At 71.2% G+C, this 25,010-nt stretch carries 18 protein-coding genes; 2 read left to right on the top strand and 16 right to left on the bottom strand.

The window, feature by feature from the left end; all coding sequences use genetic code 11:
* Positions 1-3 precede the first annotated feature (3 nt).
* From OTB20_RS31820 to OTB20_RS31845, 6 genes are all read right to left on the bottom strand, one after another.
* Positions 4-2,256, bottom strand: coding sequence for a glycosyl hydrolase family 95 catalytic domain-containing protein (locus OTB20_RS31820; RefSeq protein ID WP_267822833.1), 2,253 nt, complete (start codon positions 2,254-2,256; stop codon positions 4-6).
* Positions 2,253-4,220, bottom strand: a complete 1,968-nt coding sequence (locus tag OTB20_RS31825) for a beta-galactosidase (RefSeq protein ID WP_267822835.1) — start codon at positions 4,218-4,220, stop codon at positions 2,253-2,255. Before OTB20_RS31825 ends, OTB20_RS31820 begins: the two co-directional genes overlap by 4 nt.
* The gene (locus OTB20_RS31830) at positions 4,220-6,466 is read right to left on the bottom strand and encodes a sialidase family protein (protein WP_267822837.1); all 2,247 of its coding nucleotides are present in this window, start codon (positions 6,464-6,466) and stop codon (positions 4,220-4,222) included. Before OTB20_RS31830 ends, OTB20_RS31825 begins: the two co-directional genes overlap by 1 nt.
* 64 nt (positions 6,467-6,530) lie before the next feature.
* Positions 6,531-7,457: a carbohydrate ABC transporter permease gene (locus OTB20_RS31835; RefSeq protein WP_267822839.1), complete on the bottom strand. Its 927-nt coding sequence runs from the start codon at positions 7,455-7,457 to the stop codon at positions 6,531-6,533.
* Positions 7,454-8,518: an ABC transporter permease gene (locus OTB20_RS31840; RefSeq protein WP_267822841.1), complete on the bottom strand. Its 1,065-nt coding sequence runs from the start codon at positions 8,516-8,518 to the stop codon at positions 7,454-7,456. The genes OTB20_RS31835 and OTB20_RS31840 overlap by 4 nt, the downstream gene beginning before the upstream one ends.
* Positions 8,518-10,191 carry a twin-arginine translocation signal domain-containing protein gene (locus OTB20_RS31845; RefSeq protein ID WP_267822843.1) on the bottom strand — a complete coding sequence of 558 codons (1,674 nt, stop codon included), beginning with the start codon at positions 10,189-10,191 and terminating at the stop codon, positions 8,518-8,520. The genes OTB20_RS31840 and OTB20_RS31845 overlap by 1 nt, the downstream gene beginning before the upstream one ends.
* A gap of 320 nt (positions 10,192-10,511) precedes the next feature.
* On the opposite strand from OTB20_RS31845, the gene OTB20_RS31850 reads away from it, so the two are divergent.
* Positions 10,512-13,358 carry a glycoside hydrolase family 3 protein gene (locus OTB20_RS31850; RefSeq protein WP_267822845.1) on the top strand — a complete coding sequence of 949 codons (2,847 nt, stop codon included), beginning with the start codon at positions 10,512-10,514 and terminating at the stop codon, positions 13,356-13,358.
* A 90-nt stretch (positions 13,359-13,448) separates the two neighbouring features.
* Here OTB20_RS31850 and OTB20_RS31855 read toward each other — a convergent pair whose 3' ends face one another.
* From OTB20_RS31855 to OTB20_RS31900, 10 genes are all read right to left on the bottom strand, one after another.
* A complete protein-coding gene (locus OTB20_RS31855) occupies positions 13,449-15,242 on the bottom strand; it encodes an alpha-L-fucosidase (protein WP_267822847.1) in 1,794 nt (597 codons plus the stop codon).
* A gap of 76 nt (positions 15,243-15,318) precedes the next feature.
* Positions 15,319-15,954, bottom strand: coding sequence for a LutC/YkgG family protein (locus tag OTB20_RS31860; protein WP_267822848.1), 636 nt, complete (start codon positions 15,952-15,954; stop codon positions 15,319-15,321).
* Positions 15,951-17,465, bottom strand: coding sequence for a LutB/LldF family L-lactate oxidation iron-sulfur protein (locus OTB20_RS31865; RefSeq protein WP_267822850.1), 1,515 nt, complete (start codon positions 17,463-17,465; stop codon positions 15,951-15,953). The genes OTB20_RS31860 and OTB20_RS31865 overlap by 4 nt, the downstream gene beginning before the upstream one ends.
* Positions 17,462-18,202: a (Fe-S)-binding protein gene (locus tag OTB20_RS31870; protein WP_214955620.1), complete on the bottom strand. Its 741-nt coding sequence runs from the start codon at positions 18,200-18,202 to the stop codon at positions 17,462-17,464. The genes OTB20_RS31865 and OTB20_RS31870 overlap by 4 nt, the downstream gene beginning before the upstream one ends.
* Positions 18,193-19,101 (bottom strand): amidohydrolase family protein, encoded by a 909-nt coding sequence (locus OTB20_RS31875; RefSeq protein ID WP_267822854.1) that lies wholly within the window; start codon positions 19,099-19,101, stop codon positions 18,193-18,195. The genes OTB20_RS31870 and OTB20_RS31875 overlap by 10 nt, the downstream gene beginning before the upstream one ends.
* Positions 19,098-19,409 (bottom strand): L-rhamnose mutarotase, encoded by a 312-nt coding sequence (locus OTB20_RS31880; RefSeq protein WP_267822856.1) that lies wholly within the window; start codon positions 19,407-19,409, stop codon positions 19,098-19,100. Before OTB20_RS31880 ends, OTB20_RS31875 begins: the two co-directional genes overlap by 4 nt.
* A complete protein-coding gene (locus OTB20_RS31885) occupies positions 19,406-20,470 on the bottom strand; it encodes an aldo/keto reductase (RefSeq protein ID WP_267822858.1) in 1,065 nt (354 codons plus the stop codon). The genes OTB20_RS31880 and OTB20_RS31885 overlap by 4 nt, the downstream gene beginning before the upstream one ends.
* Positions 20,467-21,225, bottom strand: coding sequence for an SDR family NAD(P)-dependent oxidoreductase (locus OTB20_RS31890; protein WP_267822860.1), 759 nt, complete (start codon positions 21,223-21,225; stop codon positions 20,467-20,469). Before OTB20_RS31890 ends, OTB20_RS31885 begins: the two co-directional genes overlap by 4 nt.
* Entirely contained in the window at positions 21,222-22,559 is a 1,338-nt protein-coding gene (locus tag OTB20_RS31895; protein WP_267822862.1) for an L-fuconate dehydratase, read from the bottom strand. Before OTB20_RS31895 ends, OTB20_RS31890 begins: the two co-directional genes overlap by 4 nt.
* Positions 22,560-22,573: 14 nt before the next feature.
* On the bottom strand, positions 22,574-23,425 hold the full coding sequence (locus OTB20_RS31900) for a fumarylacetoacetate hydrolase family protein (RefSeq protein ID WP_267822865.1): 852 nt from the start codon (positions 23,423-23,425) through the stop codon (positions 22,574-22,576).
* A gap of 488 nt (positions 23,426-23,913) precedes the next feature.
* Between OTB20_RS31900 and OTB20_RS31905 the strand changes: the two genes are divergently transcribed.
* A complete protein-coding gene (locus OTB20_RS31905) occupies positions 23,914-24,963 on the top strand; it encodes a sugar ABC transporter substrate-binding protein (RefSeq protein ID WP_267822867.1) in 1,050 nt (349 codons plus the stop codon).
* Positions 24,964-25,010 lie beyond the last annotated feature (47 nt).

Genomic DNA, 25,010 nt, shown 5'->3' on the forward strand with positions numbered 1-25,010 from the left:
GTACTACCACGTCCCGATACTGAGGACGTGGTCCTCTCCGGCGACGAGATCGATCGACTCCGCGTCGCCGGAAGAAGTCCTGACTTCGATGCGGACCGTGCGGGCCGGCTTCAGAACCGCCCTCGCCCGGCCGGGCGCCCAGATCAGTTCGACCTCGGCGCCGAACCGCGTGCGTACGCCCGTGAGCCGGCCCGCCGGGAGGGATGGCGGCAGCGCGGGCAGCAGGACCAGTCGGTGGGGTGTCGACTGGAGGAGCGCCTCGATCAGCACCGCGGGCAGGGTGTGCGCGGCGTCGGCGTTGTAGACGTCGCGGTTCGGGTAGTGCGCGCTCATCAGGGAGGCGTGGAAGAAGTCGCCGTCCAGGACCTGACCGAGGGCGTGGGCGAGGCGTCCGCCGTCCCGGAGCCGGGCCGCGATGAGCGCGTGGTGGAGATGGCCGTGCGCGGAGTCGTTCTCGGCGCCGCGCAGTTCGAGGGCGCGGTGGGCGGCGGCCGCCAGGCCGGGGGTGTCGTACGGGGTGATCTCCTCGAGCGGCCAGACTCCGTAGAGGTGGCTGAGGTGGCGGTGGTCGTAGGAGTCCGCCAGGCCCGGCCAGGCCCATTCGGCCAAGGCCCCGTCCTCGTTGATCCGGTGCGGCGGGAGCCGGTCGGCGAGGGCGCGCCAGCGGTCGGCGTCCGGCCCGTCCGGGTGGTAGTCGGCCGCGGTGCGCAGGGCGTGCCGGGCCGCCGAGAGGTCCATGGCGGCGTTGACCGTCCCCCAGCTCGCGTCCGCGGGGCGGTTCTCGGGTGAGTAGGAAGGGACGACGACGAGCCGGCCGTCGCCATCGGTGCGAGTGAGGAAGTCCTCGTAGAACAGGGCGACTTCGGCCAGGGCGGCGGCGGTGCGCGGGTCGCGGACGCCGTGGGTCTCGTCGTGGTCGACGAGGGGCCCCAGCAGCCAGTCCGCGCCCGCGGTCCACAGGTGCAGCGGGTACTCGCGGCTGAAGTGGTACGAGTGGCCGGACTCGCCGTCGGTGTGGGCGGGGGCGACCACGCCCCTGGCGCCGAAGACCGCGCGGGCGTTGTCGCGCCAGTCGGGCAACTGGCTTTGGATCAGCGCGGCGTGGGCCTCGGTGACCTCGGGCAGATGCGCGGCCGCGGCGGAGGCGGTCTGGAGGTTGAGGTTGGCGTCGTTGGTGAACGCCCCCGACCAGGCCGTGTTCCATTCGCCGGTCCACAGGCCGGTCAGGCGGGGCGGGAAGAGGCCGCTGGAGGACAGCAGGTGGTAGCGGCCGGCCGCGAACAGCCGCTCCAGCAGGGCGCGATCACGCGGGCGCTTCAGCAGCTCCGAGCCCGGCAGGGCCCGTTCGGCCGGGTCGGCGGCGAGGTCGAGGGTGACGCGTTCGTAGGCGGGGCGGTGGAGGGCGGCGTGGCGGTCGAGGAGCGCGTCGTAGTCCAGGGGCAGGTCGCGCAGGGCGCGGCCCTCCGCGGTCACGTCCAGTCCGCCGGTGTGCCGCCGGACGCGCGTGAGGAGCAGCACGGACGGGGCGCCCTCGACGCGCACGCGGGGCGCGGCGAGGGCCGTCCTGCCACCGGTGGCCACGACGAGCGTGACTCCGGTGAAGGCGCGGTCGCCCTCCGGGTAGCGGGCGCGCAGGCTCAGCAGGGCGCCCTCGGGGGTGACGATGGCGCCGTGGCCGACGGCCAGCGCGGCGGGGGCTCCGGGGAGCCGGTGGTCGAGGGAGATGTCGAGGGTGAGTCCGGGCGGCGCCGTCACGTGCTGGACGATCACGTCGTCGCCGCGGGAGACGAAGACCCGGCTGGTCCATCCGGCGCCGGCCGCCCGTACGACACCCGTCGTGAAGTCGATGTCACGGCGGTAGTCGCCACCGCCGCCACCGTCACCCCCGTCAGGCCCGTCACCCCCGTCACCTCCTTCGGCGGCGGGCCGGACCAGGCTGACCTGGAAGGCCGGGTGGAAGGGCTGCACCCACTGGTGCGGACGGCCGTCGGTGAAACCCTCCGCGGCGGTGCGGTCTCCTGCCAGGAGGCGGTCCTGGAGCCCGGGGAGTTCGGCGGCCAGCCGGGGCGGCCGCCGGTGCGGGCCGTTCCCGCTCGGCCGTACCAGGGTGTGGTGCGTGACGACGACCCGCTCCGCGTTCGGATCACCGAACACCAGGGCTCCGTGATGGCCGTTGCCGCTCAGGAAGCCGTCCTCCCAGCGGGTGGCCGGGTGCGGCTCCCACGTGCCGTGGACGGGCCCGTCGACCGCGGTCATGGCCGGAGCACCGCCACGCCGTAGCGGCCGAGGGTCACCCGGTCGGTGACGTCCGTCCCCGTCAGGAGGTCGTGGTGGGCGCCGGGCACCTCGACGGTCACCGGCTCGATGCCGTGGTTGAGCACGAACAGCGCCCCGCCCCGCCGGACGGCCTCGACCTGCTCGGGAAGGCCGTCCAGCACCGGCCGGACGCCCGCGCCGTCGGCGATCCGGGCGAGCAGGTCGCGCAGCGCCTCCGGCTCCGGGAGCGTGGAGACGTACCAGGCCCGGCCCTTGCGCAGGACGGCGGGCAGTCCGTCGAGTTCACCGCCCTTGTACGGCACGGTCTCCTCGGCGGTGCCGTCGCCCTCCAGCTCCTCGGACCACAGGGACGCCCCGAAGCCCTCGCAGGTGACGGTCTCCCCCGCGTCCAGCGGCCACCACTCGTGCAGGGTGCGGATCCCGAACAGCTCGCGCAGCCGGGGATCCATGCCGCCGGCGCGGACCCGGTCGTCCTCGTCGGCGACGCCGGTCTGGAAGCCGCAGACGAGGGTGCCGCCCCGGCGGACGTGGGCGAGGAGGTTGTCTACGGCCGTGTCCGTGAGCGCGTACAGCTGCGGCACGACGACCACGGAGTACGGCGTCAGGTCGTGCTCGGGATGGGCGAAATCGGTGGTGAGGTGCGCCTGCCACAGGGCTCGGTGCCAGGCGCTCAGCACGTCCGGGTACTCCACCTGCCGGGACAGGCGGCCGTCCTGGGCTCCGGCCCACCAGGCGTGCCAGTCGTGCAGGACCGCGATGTCCGCGGTGATGTCGCGGCCGGTCACCTCGGAGGCGATCCGCTCCAGCTCCGCGCCGAGCTGTTTGACCTCCTGGTAGGTCCGGCCCTCCTCTCCGGCATGGCTGACCATGCCGGAGTGGAACTTCTCCGCGCCCTGCCGGGACTGGCGCCACTGGAAGTAGCAGACGGCGTCGGCGCCCCGGGCCACGGCCTGCAGGGACCAGAGCCGGTTGAGACCCCGCGGCTTGGGGTGGTTCACGCCCCGCCAGTTGACGGGCCCGGCGGCCTGCTCCATGAGCATCCACGGCCCGCGCGCCTGGGAGCGGGTCATGTCCTGGACGAGGGCGCCGCTCTGGGCGCCCAGCGGGTCGCGCGGATCCGGGTAGATGTCGACGGAGACGACGTCCTCCTCAGCCGCCCAGCGCCAGGCGTCCTGGCCGATCCACAGCGGCATGAAGTTGCTGGTTACCGGCAGGTGCGGGGTGTGGCGGCGGACGATGTCCCGCTCGGCGGCGTAGCACTCCAGGAGCGCGTCGGAGGTGAAGCGCCGGAAGTCCAGCACCTGGGTGGGGTTGCGCATGTAGTGGGGCAGGCGGGGCGGCAGGATGCCGTCCCATGTGTCGTAGCCCTGGCTCCAGAAGGCGGAGCCCCAGGCCTCGTTGAGGGCTTCGAGGGTGCCGTACTTCCCGCGCAGCCAGCGGCGGAAGCCGGCCGCGGCCGGGTCGCCGTAGTCGAAGGTGCAGTACTCGTTGTTGATGTGCCACATCGTCAGGGCCGGGTGGCCGCCGTAGCGGGCGGCGAGGTCCTCGGTGATGGCGGCGGCGTAGCGCCGGTAGGTGGCGCTGGAGTGCGAGAAGTGCTGGCGGCCGCCCCACCACTCGGTGCGGCCGTCCTCGGTGACGGGCAGGGTGTCCGGGTGCAGCCGGCCCATCCAGGGCGGGGGCGAGGAGGTCGGGGTGGCGAGGACGACACCGATGCCGTTCTCGTGCATCAGGTCCATCACCGTGTCGAGGCGGCCGAACTCCCGGGCCCCGGGCTTCGGTTCCAGCATCGACCAGGAGAAGACACCGACAGTGACCGAGTTGACCCCGGCCGCCTTCATCAGCCGGACGTCCTCGTGCCAGGTCTCCTCGGGCCACTGCTCCGGGTTGTAGTCGCCGCCGAAGAGCAGACGGCCTCGTGTCACGTCACTCAGGCCGGGCATCAGACCGGCTCCCCGTACTGCACGCCGCGCCCGTTGGTGGCGAGGTAGACCCGGCCGTGGACGCGCGGATCGCCGGTGATCGCCGCGCCGGTCCAGCCCCACCGGTGCTGGTCGTCGTTGATCCGCGTCCAGGTCCTGGCCTCGTCGTCGGAACGGTAGACGGCGTTGAAGTCCTCGATCCCGCCGGCCATGTAGATCGCCGGGTACGAGGCACCCTTGGCGGCCTTGCCGAAGCCCAGGGTGTGCGAGGCACGGCAGCCTGCGACCTCGGTGAAGCCGGCGCCGCCGTCGGTCGAGCGGTAGAGCCCGTTCGCCTTGGCGCTGAGCCACAGGTCGCCGGAGCGTCCCGGGGCCGCGGCCAGCTGGAACCCGGCGTCACCCGAGCTCAGGCCGGTGGCCCGGGCGCTGAAGGTCAGGCCGCTGTCGGTGCTGGCGTGGAGCGTGCCGGTGCTCGTGTCGAAGGCGTAGAAGCCCGTCGGGTCCACGGGATCCGCGACCAGGACCGCGCCCTTCGGGAGGAAGGCGACCTCGGACCAGGTGGCGCCGTTGTCCGCCGAGCGGTGCGCCGGGTACACGGTGCCGTCCCAGTGCGCGAGGGACCACAGCAGCACACTGCCGTCGGCGTTGGTGACGATCGGCCCGGGCGCGTCCCTGGCGACGGCCGGCTGCGACGCGAAGGGCGCCCAGGTCCTTCCGCCGTCGTTCGACCAGGCGCCGTTGCCCTGGTCGCCCGAGCCCGTGCGCACGAGGTACGAGGGCTTGGCCGTGGCCTGGGCGAGTCCGATGGAGGACCCGAACACGGGGTTCGTGGCCATGCCGCGCGACGGCGAGGCGGTCAGCCGCTCGTGGTAGAGCACGCCGATGTCCCGCGAACCGCTGATCAGGTGGGCCTCTCCCGTCGGAGGCGACACGATCGCCACCACGGACGCCTCCTCCAGTCCGCGGACCTGCGGAGCCCAGTGCTTGAGGTCGCGCGTGCCGTACAGGGTCGCGCCGGTGCCGTAGACGACGTGCCTCGAGTCGAACGGGTCGAGGCCGACGGCCTGGATCCACCAGCCGAACTTGGGCTCGTCCTTGCCCCACTTGAGGTAGGGGGTTTCGGAGACGTCGAGGACGGCCCCGTCCTTCAGGGACTTCCAGGTGCGGCCGCCGTCGGTGGAACGGAAGACGGTGTCGATCTCGGCCCAGCGGTTGTTGGTGGACACGACGAGCGTGCCGGGCCGGCGGGCGTCGACGGCGACACCGCCGTAGCCGAAGGAGTCGGTCCCGCCGTCGCTCGTCGCCCCTCCGGGTTTCACCGGGGTGACTTCGGTCCACTTGCCGGCGGTGGTGCGCAGTCGGTGCACGCTGCCGTCCGACTGCCCGTTGGGCCCGGGCGCGTTGGCGTACGTCACGTACAGCGCGCGGTCGTGGCGGTCGTACGCGGCGCGGATCGGCACCTTCGCGGCGGCGCCGGCGGGCTGCCCGGGGACGGGCTCCCAGGTCTTTCCGTCGGACGTGCGGTACAGGTTGGGGTGGTCGGCGGCGCCGCCGGAGTCGCCCCAGCCCGCGTAGACGCTGCGGCCGACGGCGACGAGGAGGGTGATGCCCTGCCCGGTGGCGCTCGGGGTGGCCGGGAAGCTCACGGCCTTCCAGGTCGCCCCCCGGTCGGTCGACTTGAGCAGCCCGTCGTGCCGGGTGCCGAGCCACAGGGTGTCGCCGGTGCGCGGGTCGACCAGCAGCCGTTCACCGCATCCACGCCCGTCCTCGTTGGCGCCGAACCGCACGGTGAGGTCGGTGCGCTTCCACGTGGCCCCCCGGTCCTCGGAGCGCAGCACGGCCCCGTTGCCGGCCCAGGACTGCGTATAGGTGCCGAGGGCGAGATAGACACGGTCGGGGTGGGCGGGGTCGACGGCCATGGCCTCGACGCCGAGGAGGTTCCAGTCGTCCCAGCCGAGGTGGTCGGTCAGCGGGATCCAGCGGTCGGTCCGGTCGTCCCGGCGGTAGGCGCCCCCGATGTCGGTCCGGGCGTAGGCGAGCCCGCGCACCGACGGGTGGAACAGCACCCCGCTGATGAACCCGGTGCCGCCCATCACGGCGTTGCGCCACCGGTACCCGCTCTTCGCGACGGCAGTGGGAACGGGAGCGGGGGCGGCAGCGGCGGCCTGAGCCTGCCCCGAAGCCGTCGGGAGGGAGACGACCGCGGCGACGGTAGCGGCAGCGGAGCCGGCGAGAGCGGAGCGTCGGCTGAGATTGAACGTGCTCATGACACACCTCGGTCTTGACGGAGGGGGAGGCCGAGCGGGATCAGAAGCGCGGGACCACAGGGCTTCAGCCCTTGACGGCTCCGGTGAGCATGCCCTTCTTGAAGTGCCGCTGGACGAAGGGGGAGGCAACCGCGACGGGGATCAGCGCGAGGACCATGACGGCCATCTGCAGTCCCAGCGAGGAGAGTTGTCCGGTGCGGACCGCCTGCTGAAGGCCGGTCGGCGCCTCGGTGTTCTTCTGGACCAGCTGGATGAGCACCTTCTGCAGCGGCATCATCTCCTGGTCGGTGAGGTAGATGGAGGCGTTGAACCAGGCACTCCAGTAGCCGACCGCGTAGAACAGCGAGATGACGGCCAGCACCGCGCGCGACAGCGGCATGATGATGGACAGCAGGATGCGCAGGTCACTGGCGCCGTCGATGCGGGCCGACTCGGTGAGTTCGGGTGAGATCCCCATGAAGAAGGCCCGTAGGACGAGGATGTTGAAGACACTGACCGCGCTCGGCAGGATCAGCGAGAGGTAGGTGTCGGTGAGGCCCAGCGACTGCACCAGAAGGTACGTCGGAATGAGCCCGGCCCCGAAGAACATGGTCGCCATGATGGTCAGCAGGAAGAACCGATGGCCCAGGCTCCCGGGCCGCGACAGGCCGTAGGCCGCCAGCACCGACACCGCCATCGAGAACAGCGTGCCGACGAGCGTGACACCGACCGAGACGGTGATCGCCCGGCTGACCTGACCACCGCTGAGCAGTTCGGTGTAGTTGACGAAGGTGATGCCCCGGGGGATGACGACGAGGCCGCCGACCTGGTCGATCACGGGTTTGGGAGAGAGGCTGGTGACGATCACGATCCACAGCGGACCGAGCACCCCCAGGCAGGCGAGCAGGAGGAACCCGCTCTTGACGGTGAGTCCCGCCTTGCTCGGCGGCTCCTCCCACACGGGGCGGGCGGGAGCCTTGAGGCTGCGGATGAGCTGCGTATCGAGGCTCACTTCTTGTACACCCCCTGCTCGCCCAGCAGGTGAGCGAACTTGTTCGCGCCCAGGACGAGACAGACGCCGATGAGGCCCTTGGCCAGGCCGACGGCGGCCGCGTAACTGAAGTCGCCGTTCTGGATGCCCATGTTCCACACGTAGGTGTCGAGGACCTCACTGGCTCCGAGTCCGACCGCGTCCCGCTGGAGCAGGAACTGCTCGAATCCGACGCTCAGCGCGTCACCCACCCTCAGGACCAGCAGCAGCGCGATCACCGGGCGCAGCGCGGGCAGCGTCACGTGCCACATGCGCCGCCAGCGCCCCGCGCCGTCCATGGCTGCCGCCTCGTACAGATCGGTGCTGACGGCGGCCAGCGCGGCGAGGAAGACGATGATCCCCCAGCCGGCGTCCTTCCACACGGCCTGCGCGGTGACCAGGTACTTGAACAGGTCCGCGTTGGTCATCAGGTCGAAGCCGCTCCACCCGTGGTCCTGGAGGGTCTGGGCGATGATGCCCGCGCCGCCGAAGACCTGCTGGAAGACGGTGACCACGAGGACCCACGAGAAGAAGTGCGGCAGGTACATGATCGCCTGCGCCACGGCCCGCACCCGGGGCCGGACCACGCTGTTGATGAGCAGCGCGAGGGCGATGGGGATCGGGAAGAAGAGCACGAGTTGGAGCGCGAACAGGACGAGGGTGTTCTTCGTGGCGCTCCAGAACAGCGGGTCGTCGACCATCCGGGAGAACTGCTCCACGCCTGCCCAGGGACTGTGGAAGATCGCCGTGATGCCGTTGCTGGAGACGTACGGATCGTAGTCCTGGAAGGCGACGACGTTGCCGAGCAGCGGGACGTAGTTGAAGAGCAGGAGCAGGGCGATGACGGGCAAGGTCATCAGGATGAGCGTGCGGTCGCGGCGCAGCCGGATCCGCCAGGGAACCTTGCCGGCCCCGCCCGTCCCGCGCGGCGCCCGCGCCCGCGCCCGCCCCTTCGCCGCCCCGGTGGCGACCGCAGGCGCCGGCTCCTCGGCGGCCGCGGGGGGACGCGTCCTGTCGGGCCGGCTCCCTGCCGTGATGGACATCAGTTGCCGCTGCCGTTCTTGTCGATGAGCTCCTTGTACCAGTCGCGCAGCTTGTCGCCGCCGGAGGACCTCCAGGTGGAGATGGCGGCCTGCACGTCGGACAGCTTCTTGTTGCCCCGCACGTAGTCGATCTCCAGCTGGCCGAACTGGCTGGAGAGGTTGGCGTAGTTCGTCGGCTCGACGATGTTCATGCCGTACGTGGTCGTCTTCTTCAGGTCGGCCCCCATCCGTTGCTGCCACTCGACCTGCTTGCGGGCGATGTCGGGATGGTCGGGGTGGGCGAAGTAGGGAGCGGGGGCCGCCAGCATCGACCAGGCGTTGTTCACCTCGGAGTTGCCCTGGTCGTTCTTGACCGGGACGCCGTCCTTGACCGTGTAGTGGGTGCCCTCGACGCCGTAGTCCACGAGCATCCGCTCCTTGGTGCCGTAGGGCGCGGCCGCGAAGTTGGCGGCCGCCAGCGCGTTCTCCACGGTCTCCTTCGAGGCGCCCTGGCGGATCATCGACCAGATGGTGGCGGGCGAGGACGCGTACATCGTCGGGCGGCCGCCGTCGGCGCCGAAGATGTCCATGCCCTCGATCTGGAAGGCCGGGTTGGACGGGGCCTGTTCGGCGGCCCTGACGTACCAGGCGGACATGTCGCCGTTGAAGACCAGGATCTGACCGGCGGTGAACCGCTGGGCCGCGTCGCCGGAGCGCGCCTTGTCGTCGGGGTGGACCACGCCGGCGTCGAAGAGCTTGCGGCTCCACTCCAGGGCTTCCAGATACTCGGGCGCTTCTATGCGGTAGGTCAGCTTGCCGTCGTCGCCGATGTTCCAGCCGAGCGCCCCGGAGGGGCGGACGCCGAAGATGCCGGCCGTGACCCAGGTCATGTCACCGCAGGCGTAGACCTTGGCCTTGGCGCTGGTGGCGTCCTTGGCCCAGCTGAGGAACTCCTCGGCCGACTTGGGTACGGAGTAGCCCTTCGCGTCGAAGATGTCCTTGCGGTAGTAGGGCACGATGGCGCTCGCGGCGGCGGAGGGCATCGGGATGCCTCGCAGCGCGCCGCCGAAGATGCTCATGCGCCAGGAATCGGAGGGGATCGCGGCGAGGTTCGGGTACTTCTTGACGTTGTCGCCCGCCAGGTAGGGGCCGAGGTCCATGCACTTCGCGGTGACCGCGTTCGCGATCTTGCCGACCAGCTCCCAGCTGGGCACGACCATCATGTCGGGGATGGAGCTGGAGGCGAGGACAGCGCCGAGCTTCCCGCCGTAGGTGTTGCCGTCCTGGTTCTGCCAGGTGACCTTGGTGCCCGCGACGGCGTCGATCCCCGTGTAGTAGGCGCAGCCGGGATTCGGCGGGGTGCCCCAGAGCGGGGACATGATCTTGAAGGAGGCGCCGGTGCCGAGCTTGTCCGGGACCGAGGCGGCGAGGGCCGCCAGGTCGACCTTGGCGGTGTAGCCGTCTGCCGAACCGTTCTTCGACGGAAGGTCCGGCTTGGCGAGCGTGCTGGCGACGTACGTCGGGATCAGCTTGTCGGCCGCCTTGCCCGACGTGTTGCCCGCTCGCGACTTGTTGTCCGAACCGCCGCAGGCGGTGAGCAGCGGTATTCCCCCGGCCATCGCCGCGGTGGCGATCGCCGTTGAGGCGAGGAAGCTTCTCCGGCTCGGTCCGGAGGAGGCGGCATTCGGCGTCATTGCGTCAACCCTTCATGGCGCACCTGGACACCCGGCGGTCGACCGTCGGGCTCGGTGTGGTGACTGGAACTGACGGAGCTGAAGCGGTCAAGACGACTGCGACGCGATTCGCTGTCGAAGCGCTTCGATGTTGCAGTGAGGTTAAGTGAACACCCAGAGGCGCACAAGGGTCGCTTCCGAGATTCCTCCAAGGCCTGGTGGGGAACTCTCTGTATGCCCTGCTTGATGTAACGGCGCTGATCCCTTGACACTCACCCTGGTGTCTGATGAGCATCGAAGCGCTTCGAATACGTTCCCGCTCCATCGCAGGGAGATCCCAGGTGTCCGCACACACGCCGCACACAGCACCGCCGTTCCGCGATCCGCAGCTGCCTGTCGCGAAGCGCATCGACGACCTCCTGTCACGGCTCACCCCCGACGAGAAGACCGGATTCCTGCACCAGTTCGCGCCTGCCGTGGAGCGGCTCGGCGTCGCCGCGTTCCGCACCGGCCAAGAAGCCCTGCACGGCGTGGCCTGGATGGGTCCGGCCACCGTCTTCCCGCAGGCGGTGGGCCTGGGCGCGACCTGGAACACGGATCTCGTACGACGGGTCGGCGAGGCGGTGTCCAAGGAGGCGCGGGCCATGCGGGCCCGCGACGACCGCGTGGGACTGAACGTCTGGGCCCCGACGGTGAACCTGCTGCGCCACCCTCTGTGGGGCCGCAACGAGGAGGGCTACTCGGAGGACCCGAAGCTCACCTCGGCCATTGCCACCGCCTACACGCACGGCCTGCGCGGCGAGCATCCGACGTACTGGCGCACCGCCCCCGTCCTCAAGCACTGGCTGGCCCACAACCATGAGACGGGCCGTGACGTCACGTCCTCCTCGGTCCGCCCGCGCGTCCTGCACGAATACGATCTGCGCGCCTTCCGCGAGACGGTCGAGGCGGGCGCCGTGGCCGGCGTGATGCCGGCGTACAACCTGGTCAACGGCCGCCCGAACCACCTCTCGCCGTATCTGCGAGAGCATCTGCGCACCTGGACCGAGGAGGAACTGCTGGTCTGCTCGGATGCGGGCGCGCCCTCCAACCTGGTCGACTCCGAGCACTACTTCGACACCCACGAGGAGGCGACGGCCGCCGCGCTGCTGGCCGGCGTCGACAGCTTCACCGACCACGGCACCGACAGCTCGCAGATCACCGCCCGGGTCCGCGGCGCTCTGGAGCGGGGCCTGCTGACCGAGTTGGACATCGACGCCGCGGTCCGCCGCCGCCAGCTGTCGGTCCGTTTCCGCCTCGGCGAGTTCGACCCGGAGTGCGACCCGCACGCGCTCACCACTGACTTCGACACCCCCGCCCACCGTGCCCTCGCCCAGGAGGCGGCCGAGCAGGCTGTCGTACTGCTCAAGAACAGCGGTGGTCTGCTGCCGCTCGCGCCTGGCACCCGGCTCGCGGTGGTCGGCCCGCTCGCCTACGAGTGCAAGCTCGACTGGTACAGCGGCACGCTCCTGCACCGCTCCACGCCCCTGGCGGGCCTGTACGAGCGGTTCGGACCGGAGCGCGTGCAGTTCGCGGAGGGGGTGGACCGGATCCTGCTGAAGACCTCGGCCGGAACCTTCCTGCACGTCCCCGAGGCGGACACCGACGAAGAGGTGCGCGGCACCGAAGGCGCCCTCGACCCGGCCCTGCTCGCGGGCCGGACGGACCTGCCCCCGCTCACCACCGACGCGACCGGCAGCGAACTCTCCCTCATCGACTGGGGCGAGGGCGTGCTGACCCTGCGCGCCCCCGACGGCCGCTACCTCTCCGTCGCCGAGGACGGCCGTGTCCGGGCCTCCGCCGACCAGCCCGGAGGCTGGGTCGTCCAGGAGACGTTTCGCCTGGAACGGCACGAGAACGGGCACCTCCTTCGGCACATCGCTACGGGTCACCTCGTCTCTGTCGCCGCCGACGGCCTCAAGGTTGCCGAGGAGAACGGGGAGAAGTTCGAAGTCGTCGTCGTCGAAAGCGGCGAGGACGCGGTGCACGCGGTCGCCTCGCAAGCGGGCGTGGTCCTGGTGGTCGCGGGTAACGATCCGCACATCAACGGACGCGAGACCGAGGACCGTACGACCCTGGCCCTACCCGCCCACCAGGAGCGCCTCCTGCGCGCGGCCCGAGCGGCCAACCCGAACACGGTGCTGGCGCTGGTGTCCGCGTACCCGTACGCGGTCGATCACACGGAGGTGCCGGCGCTGCTGTGGACGGCCCACGGCGGCCAGGCCGCCGGCACGGCCCTGGCCAGGACCCTGGCCGGCGACGTCTCCCCCGCCGGCCGCCTCCCGCAGACCTGGTACGCCGACGACTCCGACCTGCCCGGCCTGCTCGACTACGACGTGATCGGCGGCCGCCAGACGTACCTCTACTTCGAGGGCAGGCCTCTCTTCCCGTTCGGCCACGGCCTGTCGTACGCGTCCTTCTCCTACGAAGACCTCAGGACTCACGTCGAGGACGGAACACTGCACGTGTCCTTCACCGTCACCAACACCGGTGACGTCGCCGCGGACGAGGTCGCCCAGCTCTACACCCGGGCCGTGGAGCCGTCGGTGCCACGGCCCCGCAGGGAACTGGCCGCGCACCGCCGTGTGACGCTCGCGCCCGGCGAGGTCACGGAGATCGCCTTCCGGCTGTCGATGCCGGCCTTCGCGTTCTGGGACGTGGCACAGGGACGTCAGCGGGTGGAACCGGGTCCCTACGAGATCCTCGTCGGAGCGTCCAGCGAGGACGTCCGCCTGGCTCGGACGGTCGACCTCGACGGCGAGCCGTCCGTCCCCCGGCCGGTCCTGGCGGGCGGCCTGGACGCGGTGGACTTCGACGACCAGAGCGACACGGAGATCGTGGACCGTGCGAAGACCTCGGGGGACTCCGTCACCCCCGTGGCCGGCCGGCGGGGCGAGCTGGTGTTCCGTGACTGCGACTTCGCGAAGGGAGCTGCCGGGATCGCGGTGGAGGCCGCCGGTGAGGGCACGGTCGAACTCTCGCTGGGTGACGGTCCGGTCCTGGCGGTGCTCGCGCTGTCCCCCGGAACGGCCGGGCCCTACGACTACGCCACGGTGAGCGCCCCCGCCGCCGTGGCGGCCGGTGTGCACGAAATCCGTCTCGGACTGCGTGGCCCGGTGCGGCTCGCGCGGGTCACCTTCTCCGTCTGAGGCCCTGAGGTCCTGTCGTCCGAGGTCGCATCGATGGGGAACCCATGAGCCGGGTTGGCGTGCGCACGCGGCACGCCAACCCGGGGACACTCAGGCGACCTTGGTCATGTTCCAGTTCTGCGCGGGCCCGCCGTTGGCGGACCACTGGATGACCGGGCCCCCGTCCCCGCTCGCGTAGCCGTTGTCCAGCACCTTTCCGCTGTGCCGGTTCGTGAGCCGGAACGCGCCCCCGCCCAGCGCGGTGACCGCCCACTGCTGCCCCTGACCGCCGCTGTCGGTGCGCTGCACCATCACCGCGCCGTCGGAGGTGTTGCCGTTGTCGTCGAGGGCCTTGCCGCTGCGGACACAGACCAGTTTGTAGTAACCGTGGCCCAGGTCGGTGACCGTCCACTGCTGCGGGGAGCCTCCGTTGGGGGTCCACTGGCCGACCTGACCGCCCTCGGTGGTGGTGTTGCCGTTGTCGAGGGCCTTGCCGTTCTGAGCGCTGAGCAGCCGGTAGACGCCAGGCGTGAGGACCGCCGGCATGCCGCTGACCTCCACACAGACCACGGAGTCGTTCGCGTTGGGCGCCGTGGCCGGCACGCTGACGTTGATCTGGCCGCCGCTGACCGTGTGGGCGAGCGACACCGAGGGGTTGTTCATCAGGTAGACGCGGCTGATCGTGTTGTGGACTGCCGGGATCTGCAGGGTGCCGCCCGTCGGCCACGTGAAGACGTGGGCGAAGAGCTTGCCGTTCTTCTTGGTGATCCTGCCCCAGGACGGCTCGGCCGCGAAGGGGCTGCCGCTGGTGCCGTGGATGCTGTCGGCGTGGGTGGCCATCCAGGAGGCGATCCCACCCAGCGCCGTCGCCGTCGCGGCGGTCACGGTGCCGTCCCCCTTGGGGCCGATGTTGAGCAGGTAGTTGCCGTCCCGCGAGACGACCGTGACCATCTCCCGGATGATGTCCTTCACGGGCCTGTAGTTGTTCTCGGCCCAGTCGGTGTAGCCCCACTGACCGTTCATGGTGGCGCAGGTCTCCCACGGCCGGTCCAGCGGCGCGGCGGGCACGACCTGCTCCGGGCAGGCGAAGTCACCCAGGCCGAGGTCCCGCTTGACGCGTTCGTTGACGACGAGTCCGGGCTTGCGGGCCATCAGCCAGCCGTACAGCTCCTCCCCGTCCGCCTTGGTCCACCAGTCGGTGAGCGTGGGGCCGGCCGGGTTGGCGCACCAGTCGCCGTCGAACCACAGGAGGGCCGGGTCGTAGCGGTCCAGCAGTTCCTGCAGTTGGGCCTTCATGTCGTTGATGTAGGCGGTGCGGGCGCCCTGCGAGGACATGTCGGAGAAGAGGGTGCCGCGGTTGATGGTCTGGGAGGGGTGGCTCCAGTCCAGGATCGAGTAGTAGAGCCCGAACTTGACGCCCCGCTTCTCGCACTCCGTCTTCAGCTGGGCCAGCAGGTCGGGCTGGAAGCCGTTGTAGTCGCGCAGGTTGTACTGCTTGGTGCCCGTGGTGTCGGTGAAGCCCGCGACGTTGGAGTCCCACATCGCGTAGCCCTCGTGGTGCTTGGCGGTGATCACGAGGTACTTCATGCCGGCGCTCCGGGCCAGTTCGGCGATGGTGGCGGCGTTGAAGCTGCTCGGATCGAACGGGGTGGTCACCTGGGTCTGGTAGTCGGCCTTGTTCCAGTTCTCGGCGGAGAACGCCCACTCGCCGTGGCCGCGGTAGGAGTAGGACCCGAAGTGGATGAACATGCCGAACCTGGCCTGGTACCACCAGTCCAGCTTCGAGGGGACGGTGTAGGCCTGGGCGGTGGCGGGCCACAGGAACTGCGGCAGACCGAACGCCACGGCGCCGCCGGCGAGGGCGGCGGCCTTGATCAGGGAGCGTCGGCTGAGGGGGGAGGACATCTTCGACTCCTGGAGCGTGAGGGGGCAGGGGAAGCGGTCTGTTCAGTGAGCGGGTGGCGGGGCACCGTCCCGGGCGCTACGCGTCCACCACGAGGACGATGTCCAGCGTCCTCGGCCCGTGGACACCCTCGACGCGGTCCAGCTCGATGTCACTGGTGGCCGAGGGGCCTGAGATGAGCGTGAGCGGCCGGCGGGGGTCGAGCAGGCTCAGCGCCTCGGGCACGTCGGGGACGATCTGGTCCGCCCGGACCACGCAGACGTGCTGGTCCGGCAGCAGAGTGAGGGCCCGGCGCCCCTGGCCGGGTCCGTGGTCGAGGATCACGGTGCCGGTGACGGCGATCGCGGTGGCGACGGTGGTGACCACGGCGTCCGCCCCGTCGAGTTGTCCCACGGTCAGCGGCGGAGCGTCCTCCCGTCGCGACCAGGGGCCCTGCGGGAGCAGGTCCTCGGGAAACCCGGGCGGCACCACCAGGGTCCGTGCCCCGGTGCGGGCCAGCGCGCGCCCGACGGCCGCCGCCGCCTCGGCCGCCGGAACCCGGACCACCGTGGCTCGGTACTCGCCGGCACGTTCGGCGAACAGCCCGACCGCGTCCGGTCCCGCGCGGTCGGCGCGTGGAGCGGGCGGGATCGGTATGTCGTCGGGGTTCTCCGATGCGGGCACGCCGGCCAGGGCTCCCCGTACCGCTCTCAGGACGGTCTCGCGGCCGTTCATCGCTCTCCCTCCCCCTCCGCCGTCGCGGGGCCGTCCCCGTTCACGGGTGTTCTCGTCCGGCGCCACCAGGCACGGAAGGTCTCCCGGGGCGGCAGGGGCGTGTCCCGGCTCTCGGACCAGCGGGCGAACGGACCCGGCAGGGCGCCGATCCGGCCGTCACGGGCCACCAGCCGGGCCCCGAGGGCGGCGAGCTTCTGGGCCGCCGCCAGTCGCCCCGGGGAGGACATGACGGCGCCCGCGGCCTTCATGGCGAGCGCCTCGGTGGTGGGCAGGCGTCTGTTCCGCCGCCCTGCCTCCACGGCCTCCGCGCGCAGGTGGACCAGCACCTCGGGGATGTTGATCTTCACGGGGCAGGCGTCGTAGCAGGCGCCGCACAGGGTCGAGGCGAAGGGCAGAGAGGCCGCGTTCTCGATGCCCACGAGCTGCGGGGTCAGTACGGCGCCGATCGGGCCGGGGTAGACGGACCCGTAGGCGTGGCCGCCGGTGCGCTCGTACACCGGGCAGACGTTCAGGCACGCCGAACAGCGGATGCAGGCGAGGGCCTGGCGGCCCACGTCGTCGGCCAGCGTCGCCGTGCGGCCGTTGTCGAGGAGCACCAGGTGGAAGTTCCTGGGGCCGTCGCCTTCGGTGACGCCGGTCCACAGGGAGGTGTACGGGTTCATGCGCTCGCCCGTCGACGAGCGGGGCAGGAGCTGGAGGAAGACCTCCAGGTCGGCGAAGGACGGCAGGACCTTCTCGATGCCCATGACGGTGATCAGCGTCTCTGGCAGGGTCAGGCACATCCGCCCGTTGCCCTCCGACTCCACCACCACGACCGTTCCGGTGTCGGCGGCGGCGAAGTTGGCACCGGAGACGGCCACCTTGGCTCGCAGGAACTTCTCCCGCAGGTGGAGCCGGGCCGCCTCGGCGAGATCGCGGGGATCGTCGGAGAGTCCTTCGGGAGCCGGCCTTCCCCACTTCCCCATCTCCCTCCGGAAGATCTCCCGGATCTCGGAGCGATTGCGGTGGATGGCCGGCACCAGGATGTGGGACGGGCGGTCGCGGCCCAACTGCACGATGAGTTCGGCGAGATCGGTCTCGTAGGCGCGGATGCCGGCCTCGGCGAGCGCCTCGTTGAGGCCGATCTCCTGGGTCGCCATCGACTTGACCTTGACGACTTCGGGCTGCCCGGTGTCACTGCCGGCGGATGCCTGCACCAGGGAGGTGACGATGCGGTTGGCCTCGGCGGCGTCCGCCGCCCAGTGGACCACTCCGCCCGCGGCGGTCACCGACTTCTCCAAACGCAGGAGATGGTGGTCGAGGTGGCGCAGAGTGTGGCGTTTGACGGCCGCGGCCGTCTCCCGCAGTTCCTCCCAGTCCTCCAGTTCGGCGGCGACCGCCAGGCGCTTGTCCCTGATGGTGCCGGTGGCCCGGCGCAGGTTCGCCCGCAACTGGGTGTCCGCGAGCGCGGTACGCGCCGCCTGGGGAAAGGGCGGGGTGCCCAGCCATACGACGTTGTCCGCGCCGCTCACCGTACGTTCCCTTCCGTGGAGGCCAGGATCTCGGCCAGGTGCCTCGTGCCGACGCCGGTACGCAGGCGCGACAGGCCCCCGCCGATGTGCGTGAGACAGGAGTTGTCGCCCGCGCACACGAACTCGGCCCCGGTGCCGAGGACATGGCGCATCTTGTCGGCGAGCATGGCGTTGGAGACGTCCGCGTTCTTCAGCGCGAAGGTGCCGCCGAAGCCGCAGCAGGACTCGGCGGCGGGCAGTTCGACGAGGTCGATGCCCTTCACGGCGCGCAGCAGCCCGAGCGGCCGGTCGCCGACGCGCAGCATGCGCAGCGAGTGGCAGGTCGGGTGGTAGGTGACGCGGTGCGGGAAGTACGCGCCGACGTCGGTGACGCCGAGGACATCGACGAGGAGCTCCGACAGCTCGTACACCGTCGGGGCCACTCGCTCGACCGCCTCGGTGAGGGCGGCGTCCCCGTACTGGGCGGCCACCACCCGGTGGTGGTCGCGCACCATGCCCGCGCAGGATCCGGAGGGAGCAACGACGGCGTCGTAGCCCGCGAAGACCTCGGCGAAGCGGCGCACCATGGGCAGGGTCTCGGGCCGGTAGCCGGTGTTGAAGTGCATCTGGCCGCAGCACGTCTGACCCTGCGGGAACTCCACGGTGTGGCCGAGGCGTTCCAGCAGTGCGGTGACCGCCCGGCCGGTACGGGGGAACATCGTGTCGTTGAAACACGTGATGAAGAGGGCTATGCGCATGGGGTTTCCTGGGGCGGTACCGGGGGCGCGGTGAGGGTCAGGCCGTAGGTCCGCACGGCCGTGCCGGTGAAGACGTCGCGGCGTTCGGCCGGGCTGAGCCCGGCCGTTACGTCGCCGGCGGCGGCGACGACTTCGGCGTAGGTGGCGGCGAGCCGGCAGACGGGCCAGTCGGAGCCGAACATCAGCCGCCCGGGACCGAAGGCGTCCAGGACGGTGTCGGCGTACGGCCTCAGGTCATCGACCGTCCAGGAGGCCCAGTCGGCCTCGGTGACCATGCCCGAGAGCTTGCAGACGGTGTTGGGGAGGGCGGCGAGGTGCCTGATCCGCTCCGCCCAGGGCGCGAGTTCACCGGACGCGATGGGCGGCTTGCCGAGGTGGTCGAGGACGAAGGTGAGGCCGGGCAGGCGCTGCGCGGCCAGGGCGGCGGCCGCGAGCTGGTGCGGCTTCACCACGAGGTCGTACGCGAGACCCGCCTCGGCGATCGCGGTCAGGCCGCGCAGTACCTCCGGGCGCACGAGCCAGTGGGGGTCCGGCTCGCCCTGCACCTGGTGGCGCATCCCCACCAGGTGTGCCCCACCGGGGCCGGCGCGCAGCCCGGCGAGGGTGTCGGCGACGTCGGGCGCGGTCAGGTCGGTCCAGCCGACGACCCCGGCGACCAGGTCGCTGCGCTCGGCCACGGCCAGGAACTCGGGGGTCTCTTCCGCCGCCGTGACCGTCTGCACCAGCACGGTGGCGGCGACGCCGGCCGCGCGCGCCTGCGGTGTCAGGTCGGCTAGGGAGAAGTCCCTGCGCAGCGGGGCGAGTTCGGGACCGGTGATCCAGTCCTGGTCGCGCACGGACAGGTCCCACACGTGGTGGTGGGCGTCCACGATTCCCGGCCCGTGGTCCGCCCCGGTCACAGTTCCCACACCACCGGCAGCGAGGCGTCCGAGCCCTGCGCGGAGTAGTCGTGGACGACGTCCAGCAGCTCGGCCATCCGCGCCTGCCAGGCGATGTTGACCGGCAGCTTCTCGAGTTCGGCGGTCATCGCCCGGTAGTTCTCGACCTCCAGTACGTGGAACAGGTCGGTGCCACTGCGCCAGATCGTCCACTCGCTCACCCCCGCGGCGCGGATGGCGGCAGTCAGCTCCTCGGGCACCTGCCGGTGCGCGGCGTCGTACTCCGCGACGCGGTCGGCGCGGACCTTGGTGTGCAGGGCGACCTTCACGACGGCTCCTTCCGCGACGGGGTTGCCCCGCCGGGCGCGGTGACGGGTACGGGGGTGTCCGGGTCCAGCAGGCCCTCGGCGCGCAGCTCGTCCCACAGGGCGTCCGGGATCGGGCGCCGCAGCTGCTCCACGGTGTCGCGCACCTCCTCGGGGGAACGGGCGCCGGTCAGGACGCTCGCCACGGACGGGTGGCCGAAGGGGAAGCGCAGCGCGGCGGCCCGCAACGGCACGCCGTGGCGCTCGGTTACCGCCTGCAGCCGCAGTGCCCGGTCGAGCACCGGCCGCGGGGCCGGCGCGTAGTCGTAGGTGGCACCCGGCCGGGGAGCGGTCAGCAGACCGGAGTTGAACACTCCGCCGATGACGACGCTGCGGCCGCGGGCGGCCGCCTCCGGGAGCGGTCCGGTGAGCCCGTCCTGTTCCAGGAGGGTGTAGCGGCCGGCCAGGAGCACCACGTCGATGTCGGTCTCGCGCAGGAAGCGGGTGGGCAGGGCGGACTGGTTCATGCCGATGCCGATCGCCCCGACCACGCCTTCGCGGCGTAGCCGCTCCAGGGCCGGGTACGCCTCGCGCAGCGCCTGCTCGGCGTGGTCGTCCGGGTCGTGCAGCAGGGCGATGTCGACGCGGTCGAGGCCGAGGCGTTCCAGGCTCGCCTCGAGGGAGCGCAGCACTCCGTCGGCGCTGAAGTCCCAGATGCGGCGGTGGGTGGCCGGGACGGCGAAGCCGTGGGCGAGGCCGTGGGCGAGGTCGTGGGCGAGGTCGTGGTCCCTCTCGTCCCCGGGGCCGCCCCGCGGGCTCGGCACGAGGAGCCGGCCCACCTTCGTGGAGAGGGTGTAGGTGTCGCGGGGGCGGCCCTGCAGGGCGGCACCGAGCCGCCGTTCCGACAGGCCCAGTCCGTAGTGGGGGGCCGTGTCGAAGGTGCGGACGCCCGCGTCCCAGGCGGCTTCCACCGTGGCGTGGGCGGCCTCGTCGGTGACCGGGTGGTAGAGGTTGCCGAGCGCCGCACAGCCCAGGGCGAGCTCCGAGACCGCTGCCGCGCTGCCGCCCAGCCTGTTGCTCCTCACGACCGGGCTCCCGGGCGTAGCCGCAGTCCCTGCATGCCGCCGTCCACCGCGAGCGCGGTGCCGGTGACGGACGCCGCGGCCGGACCGGCCAGGTAGACGATGGCGGCCGCCACCTCGTCGGCGGTCACCAGCCGGCCCATGGGCTGGCGGGCGGCCAGAGCGGCCCGTTCGGCCTCGGGGTCGTCGGAGGCGTCGAGCAGACGGGCCACCCACGGGGTGTCTGCGGTGCCGGGGTTGACGCAGTTGACCCGGATGCCCTCACCGACGTGATCGGCGGCCATGGCCAGGGTGAGGGACAGCACGGCGCCCTTGCTGGCGGAGTACAGGGCGCGCTGCGGCAGTCCGGCGGTCGCCGCGATGGAGCAGGTGTTGACCACGGAGGCGTGCGCGGACCGGCGCAGGTGGGGCAGGGCGGCCCGGGTGGTGCGGACCATGCCGATGACGTTGACGTCCAGGACGCGGTGCCACTGTTCGTCGGGGTTGTCCTCGACGGCGCCGACGGCGCCGATGCCCGCGTTGTTGACGAGGATGTCGATGCCGCCGAGCCGCGCGGCCGCCTCCTCCACGGCGGCGCGTACGGAGACGTCGTCGCCGACGTCGGCCTTGAGTCCGAGCAGCGGTTCGCGGACGGCTTCCGGATCAAGGTCGAGTACGGCGACGGCCGCGCCGCGCGCCGCCAGCGCGCGGGCCGTGGCGAGCCCGATGCCTGACGCACCGCCCGTGACGAGGGCCTTGAGGCCGGTCAGTTCGCTCATGCCACTTCCTCCTGCGCGGCGCGGTCGGCCACCCAGAACGTGCCGTCCGGGTAGAGGTACTCGGCGATGGACTCGGCACGCATGGTGGCGGAGAAGCCGGGGGCGAGCGGGGCGGTGTAGTGGCCGTCCCGGATCACCACCGGATCGGTGAAGTGCTGGTGGAGGTGATCGACGTACTCGATGACGCGGTTCTCGGTGGTTCCGGAGAGGGCCAGGTAGTCGAACATCGACAGGTGCTGCACCAGCTCGCACAGCCCCACTCCGCCGGCGTGCGGGCACACCGGCACCGCGAACTTCGCGGCGAGCAGGAGGATCGCGAGGTTCTCGTTGACGCCGCCGACCCGCGCCGCATCGATCTGGAGGACGTCGATGGCGCCGGCCTGGAGGAGCTGCTTGAAGACGATCCGGTTCTGCACGTGCTCGCCGGTGGCTACCTTCACGGGAGCGACGGCCCGTCGTACGGCCGCGTGGCCGAGGACGTCGTCGGGGCTGGTCGGCTCCTCGATCCAGTACGGGTCGAACTCGGCGAGCGCGTTGGTCCACCTGATCGCCTCGGGTACGTCCCACCGCTGATTGGCGTCGATGGCGATGCGGATGCCGTCACCGACGGCGGCACGGGCGGTGCGCAGCCGCCGGATGTCGTCGCTCATGTCGGCGCCGACCTTGAGCTTGATCTGCGTGAAGCCGTCGGCCACGGCCTGCTTGGCCAGCCGGGTGAGCTTGTCGTCGGTGTAGCCGAGCCAGCCGGGGGAGGTGGTGTAGCCGGGATATCCGCGCTCCAGCAGGGTGGCCTCACGCTCCGCGAGCCCCCTGCGGCCCTCACGGAGGAGCGTGAGGGCTTCCTCGGGGGTGAGGGCGTCGGCGATGTAGCGGAAGTCGACCTGGGAGACCAGCCACTCGGGCGAGGCGTGGGCGAGCAGCCGCCACAGCGGCTTGCCCGCCCGCTTGGCCGCCAGGTCCCACACGGCGTTGACCACGGCGCCGATCGCCATGTGCATCACGCCCTTCTCGGGGCCGAGCCAGCGCAGCTGGCTGTCGCCGACCAGGTCGCGGCTGACCGATCCCGGATCGGCGCAGAGCTCCTGGACGGAGCGGCCGATGACATGGGGCCGCAGTGCGTCGATCGCGGCGACCTGGACGTCGTTGCCGCGTCCGATGGTGAAGGTGAAGCCGTGTCCTTCGTGCCCGTCGCCGGCGTCGGTGCGCAGGACGACGTAGGCGGCGGAGTAGTCGGGGTCCGGGTTCATCGCGTCGGAACCGTCCAGTTCCCGCGAGGTGGGGAAGCGGACGTCGAAGGTGTCGACGGCGGTGATCCGGGCGGAGGATGTAGTCAAGTCGGTGCTGCCTTTCACGCTTGGGTGAAGGTCTGGCGCTGGCTGCCGAGGCCGTCGACGGAGAGCTCGACCGTGTCACCGGGGCGCAGGTAGGGAGTGCCGGGAAGACCCAGGGCCACGCCCGCGGGCGTACCGGTGTTGATCACGTCGCCCGGTTCCAGGACCATGTACTGGCTCAGGTACCACACGATGTGGTCGACCGCGAAGATCATGCCGCTGGTGTGACCGTCCTGCCGCTTCACACCGTTGACGCTCAGGTGCAGGCCGAGGTCCTGCGGGTCGCCGGCCTCGTCGGCGGTGACCAGCCACGGGCCGAGCGGGTTGAAGGTCTCGCAGGACTTGCCCAGGTCCCACTGCGACGAGTACTCGAGCTGGAACGCGCGCTCCGATACGTCGTGGCTGATCGTGTACCCCGCGATCACGGCCCGCGCGGCATCCGGTCCGTCCAGGTAGCGCGCCCGGCGGCCGATGACGACCGCGAGTTCGACCTCCCAGTCGGTCTTCACCGATCCGCGGGGGATCAGCACCTCGTCGTACGGGCCGACGACCGTGCCCGGGTCCTTCATGAACACCACCGGACGCGCGGGTATCGCCGCGCCGGTCTCGGCGGCGTGATCGCGGTAGTTCAGGCCGACACAGACGATCTTGCCGGGACGGGTGACGGGCGACCCGGTGCGCAGGCCGTCCCGGTCCAGCTCGGGCAGCTCCCCCGCCGAGACCGCCGCGCGGGCCCGGTCGATTCCCCCGGAGGCGAGGAAGCCACCGTCGATGTCCCCGGTCACGGAGGACAGGTCCAGCAGCCGGCCGTCGTCGACGTGCACCGCGGGCCGCTCTTCACCTGGGGATCCGACTCGTAGCAGTTTCACCGGGGCAGCTCCCTTGGCGAGCGGGTTTCGGTTTCGTCTTTGGTCCGCCAGTCATCGGATGTATCGCGGGCCACAGCGACATTAGGCGCGGAGATCGCGGCTGACAATGGATTCCTCGGATGTATTTCCTCGTCGCTGCCATCGACGCTCTCGAAGGGCGACCCTTCCGGAGCCGTACGGGGCATGCCCTCCCGAGGCGCCGCCCCCTGCGGGCAATTGGGCATCAGTCGCGGTCAGATGGGGCCCGGCGATCCTACGAAGCTCTGCGGCGCGACGGCCCGGCACATCAGGCCCGTCGCGGACCCTTGTCAACGTCGGCAACGTCGTCGTAACGTCCCGTCCCAGATACATCGGAGGAATGGCCGGATCGCTGGGTGCGTCGTCCGGTGTACCGCCGCCTCGTCCGGCGCCCCGCCGCCTTTCGCACGGGCGCGCACGCCGCCCCCTGCCACCGTCGCCGCGCCCCTGCTCAAGGAGAGAACACGGCCATGAAGCCCACTCGCATCCGCTCCACCGCCGCAGCCGCCACCGCCGCCCTCGCGATGCTGGCCCTCGCCACCGCGTGCAACCGCGAGAGCCCCGGCTCGGACGCCTCGGGCGGCGACAAGTCCGCCATCGGCATCGACCTGCCCCGCTCCGACTCCGACTTCTGGAACTCGTACGCGCAGTACGTGAAGAACGGCATCAAGACCGACGGCATCAACGCGCTGCCGCTCAGCAACTCGCAGAACGACGTCACCAAGCTGGTCGCCAACGTGCAGGTGTTCCAGAACACGGGCGCCAAGGCCGTCGTCATGGCACCTCAGGACACCGGCGCCGTCGCCTCCACCCTGGAGACCCTCGCGTCGAAGAAGATCCCGGTGGTCAGCGTCGACACCAGGCCCGACAAGGGCGCCGTCTACATGGTCGTCCGAGCCGACAACAGGGCGTACGGCACCAAGGCGTGCGAGTTCCTCGGCAAGCAGCTGGGCGGACAGGGCAAGGTCGCCGAGTTCCAGGGGGCCCTCGACTCCATCAACGGCCGCGACCGCTCCGAGGCGTTCGCGGAGTGCATGAAGACGAAGTTCCCGGACATCAAGGTCTTCGAACTGCCCACCGACTGGAAGGGCGACGTGGCCTCCGCCAAACTGCAGAGCCTGCTCGCGCAGCACCCGGACCTGAACGGCATCTACCTGCAGGCGGGCGGTGTCTTCCTGCAGCCGACTCTCGCGCTGCTGGAGCAGAAGGGCCTGCTCAAGCCCGCCGGGCAGGAGGGCCACATCAGCATCGTCTCCAACGACGGCATCCCGCAGGAGTTCGACGCCATCCGCAAGGGCCAGATCGACGCCACCGTCTCCCAGCCCGCCGACCTCTACGCCAAGTACGCGCTGTACTACGCCAAGGCCGCAGCCGAGGGCAAAACCTTCCAGCCGGGTGCGACCGACCACGGCTCCACCATCATCAAGCTGCCCAACGGCCTGGAGGACCAGCTCCCCGCTCCGCTGGTCACCAAGGACAACGTCGACGACACGACCCTGTGGGGCAACAACCTCGGCTGATGACCGGCGTACGCCCGCCCCGCGCGCGGTCGGCAACGGACCCCCCC

The sequence above is a fragment of the Streptomyces sp. H27-H1 genome, from assembly GCF_026627445.1.
Classification (GTDB): Bacteria; Actinomycetota; Actinomycetes; order Streptomycetales; family Streptomycetaceae; genus Streptomyces.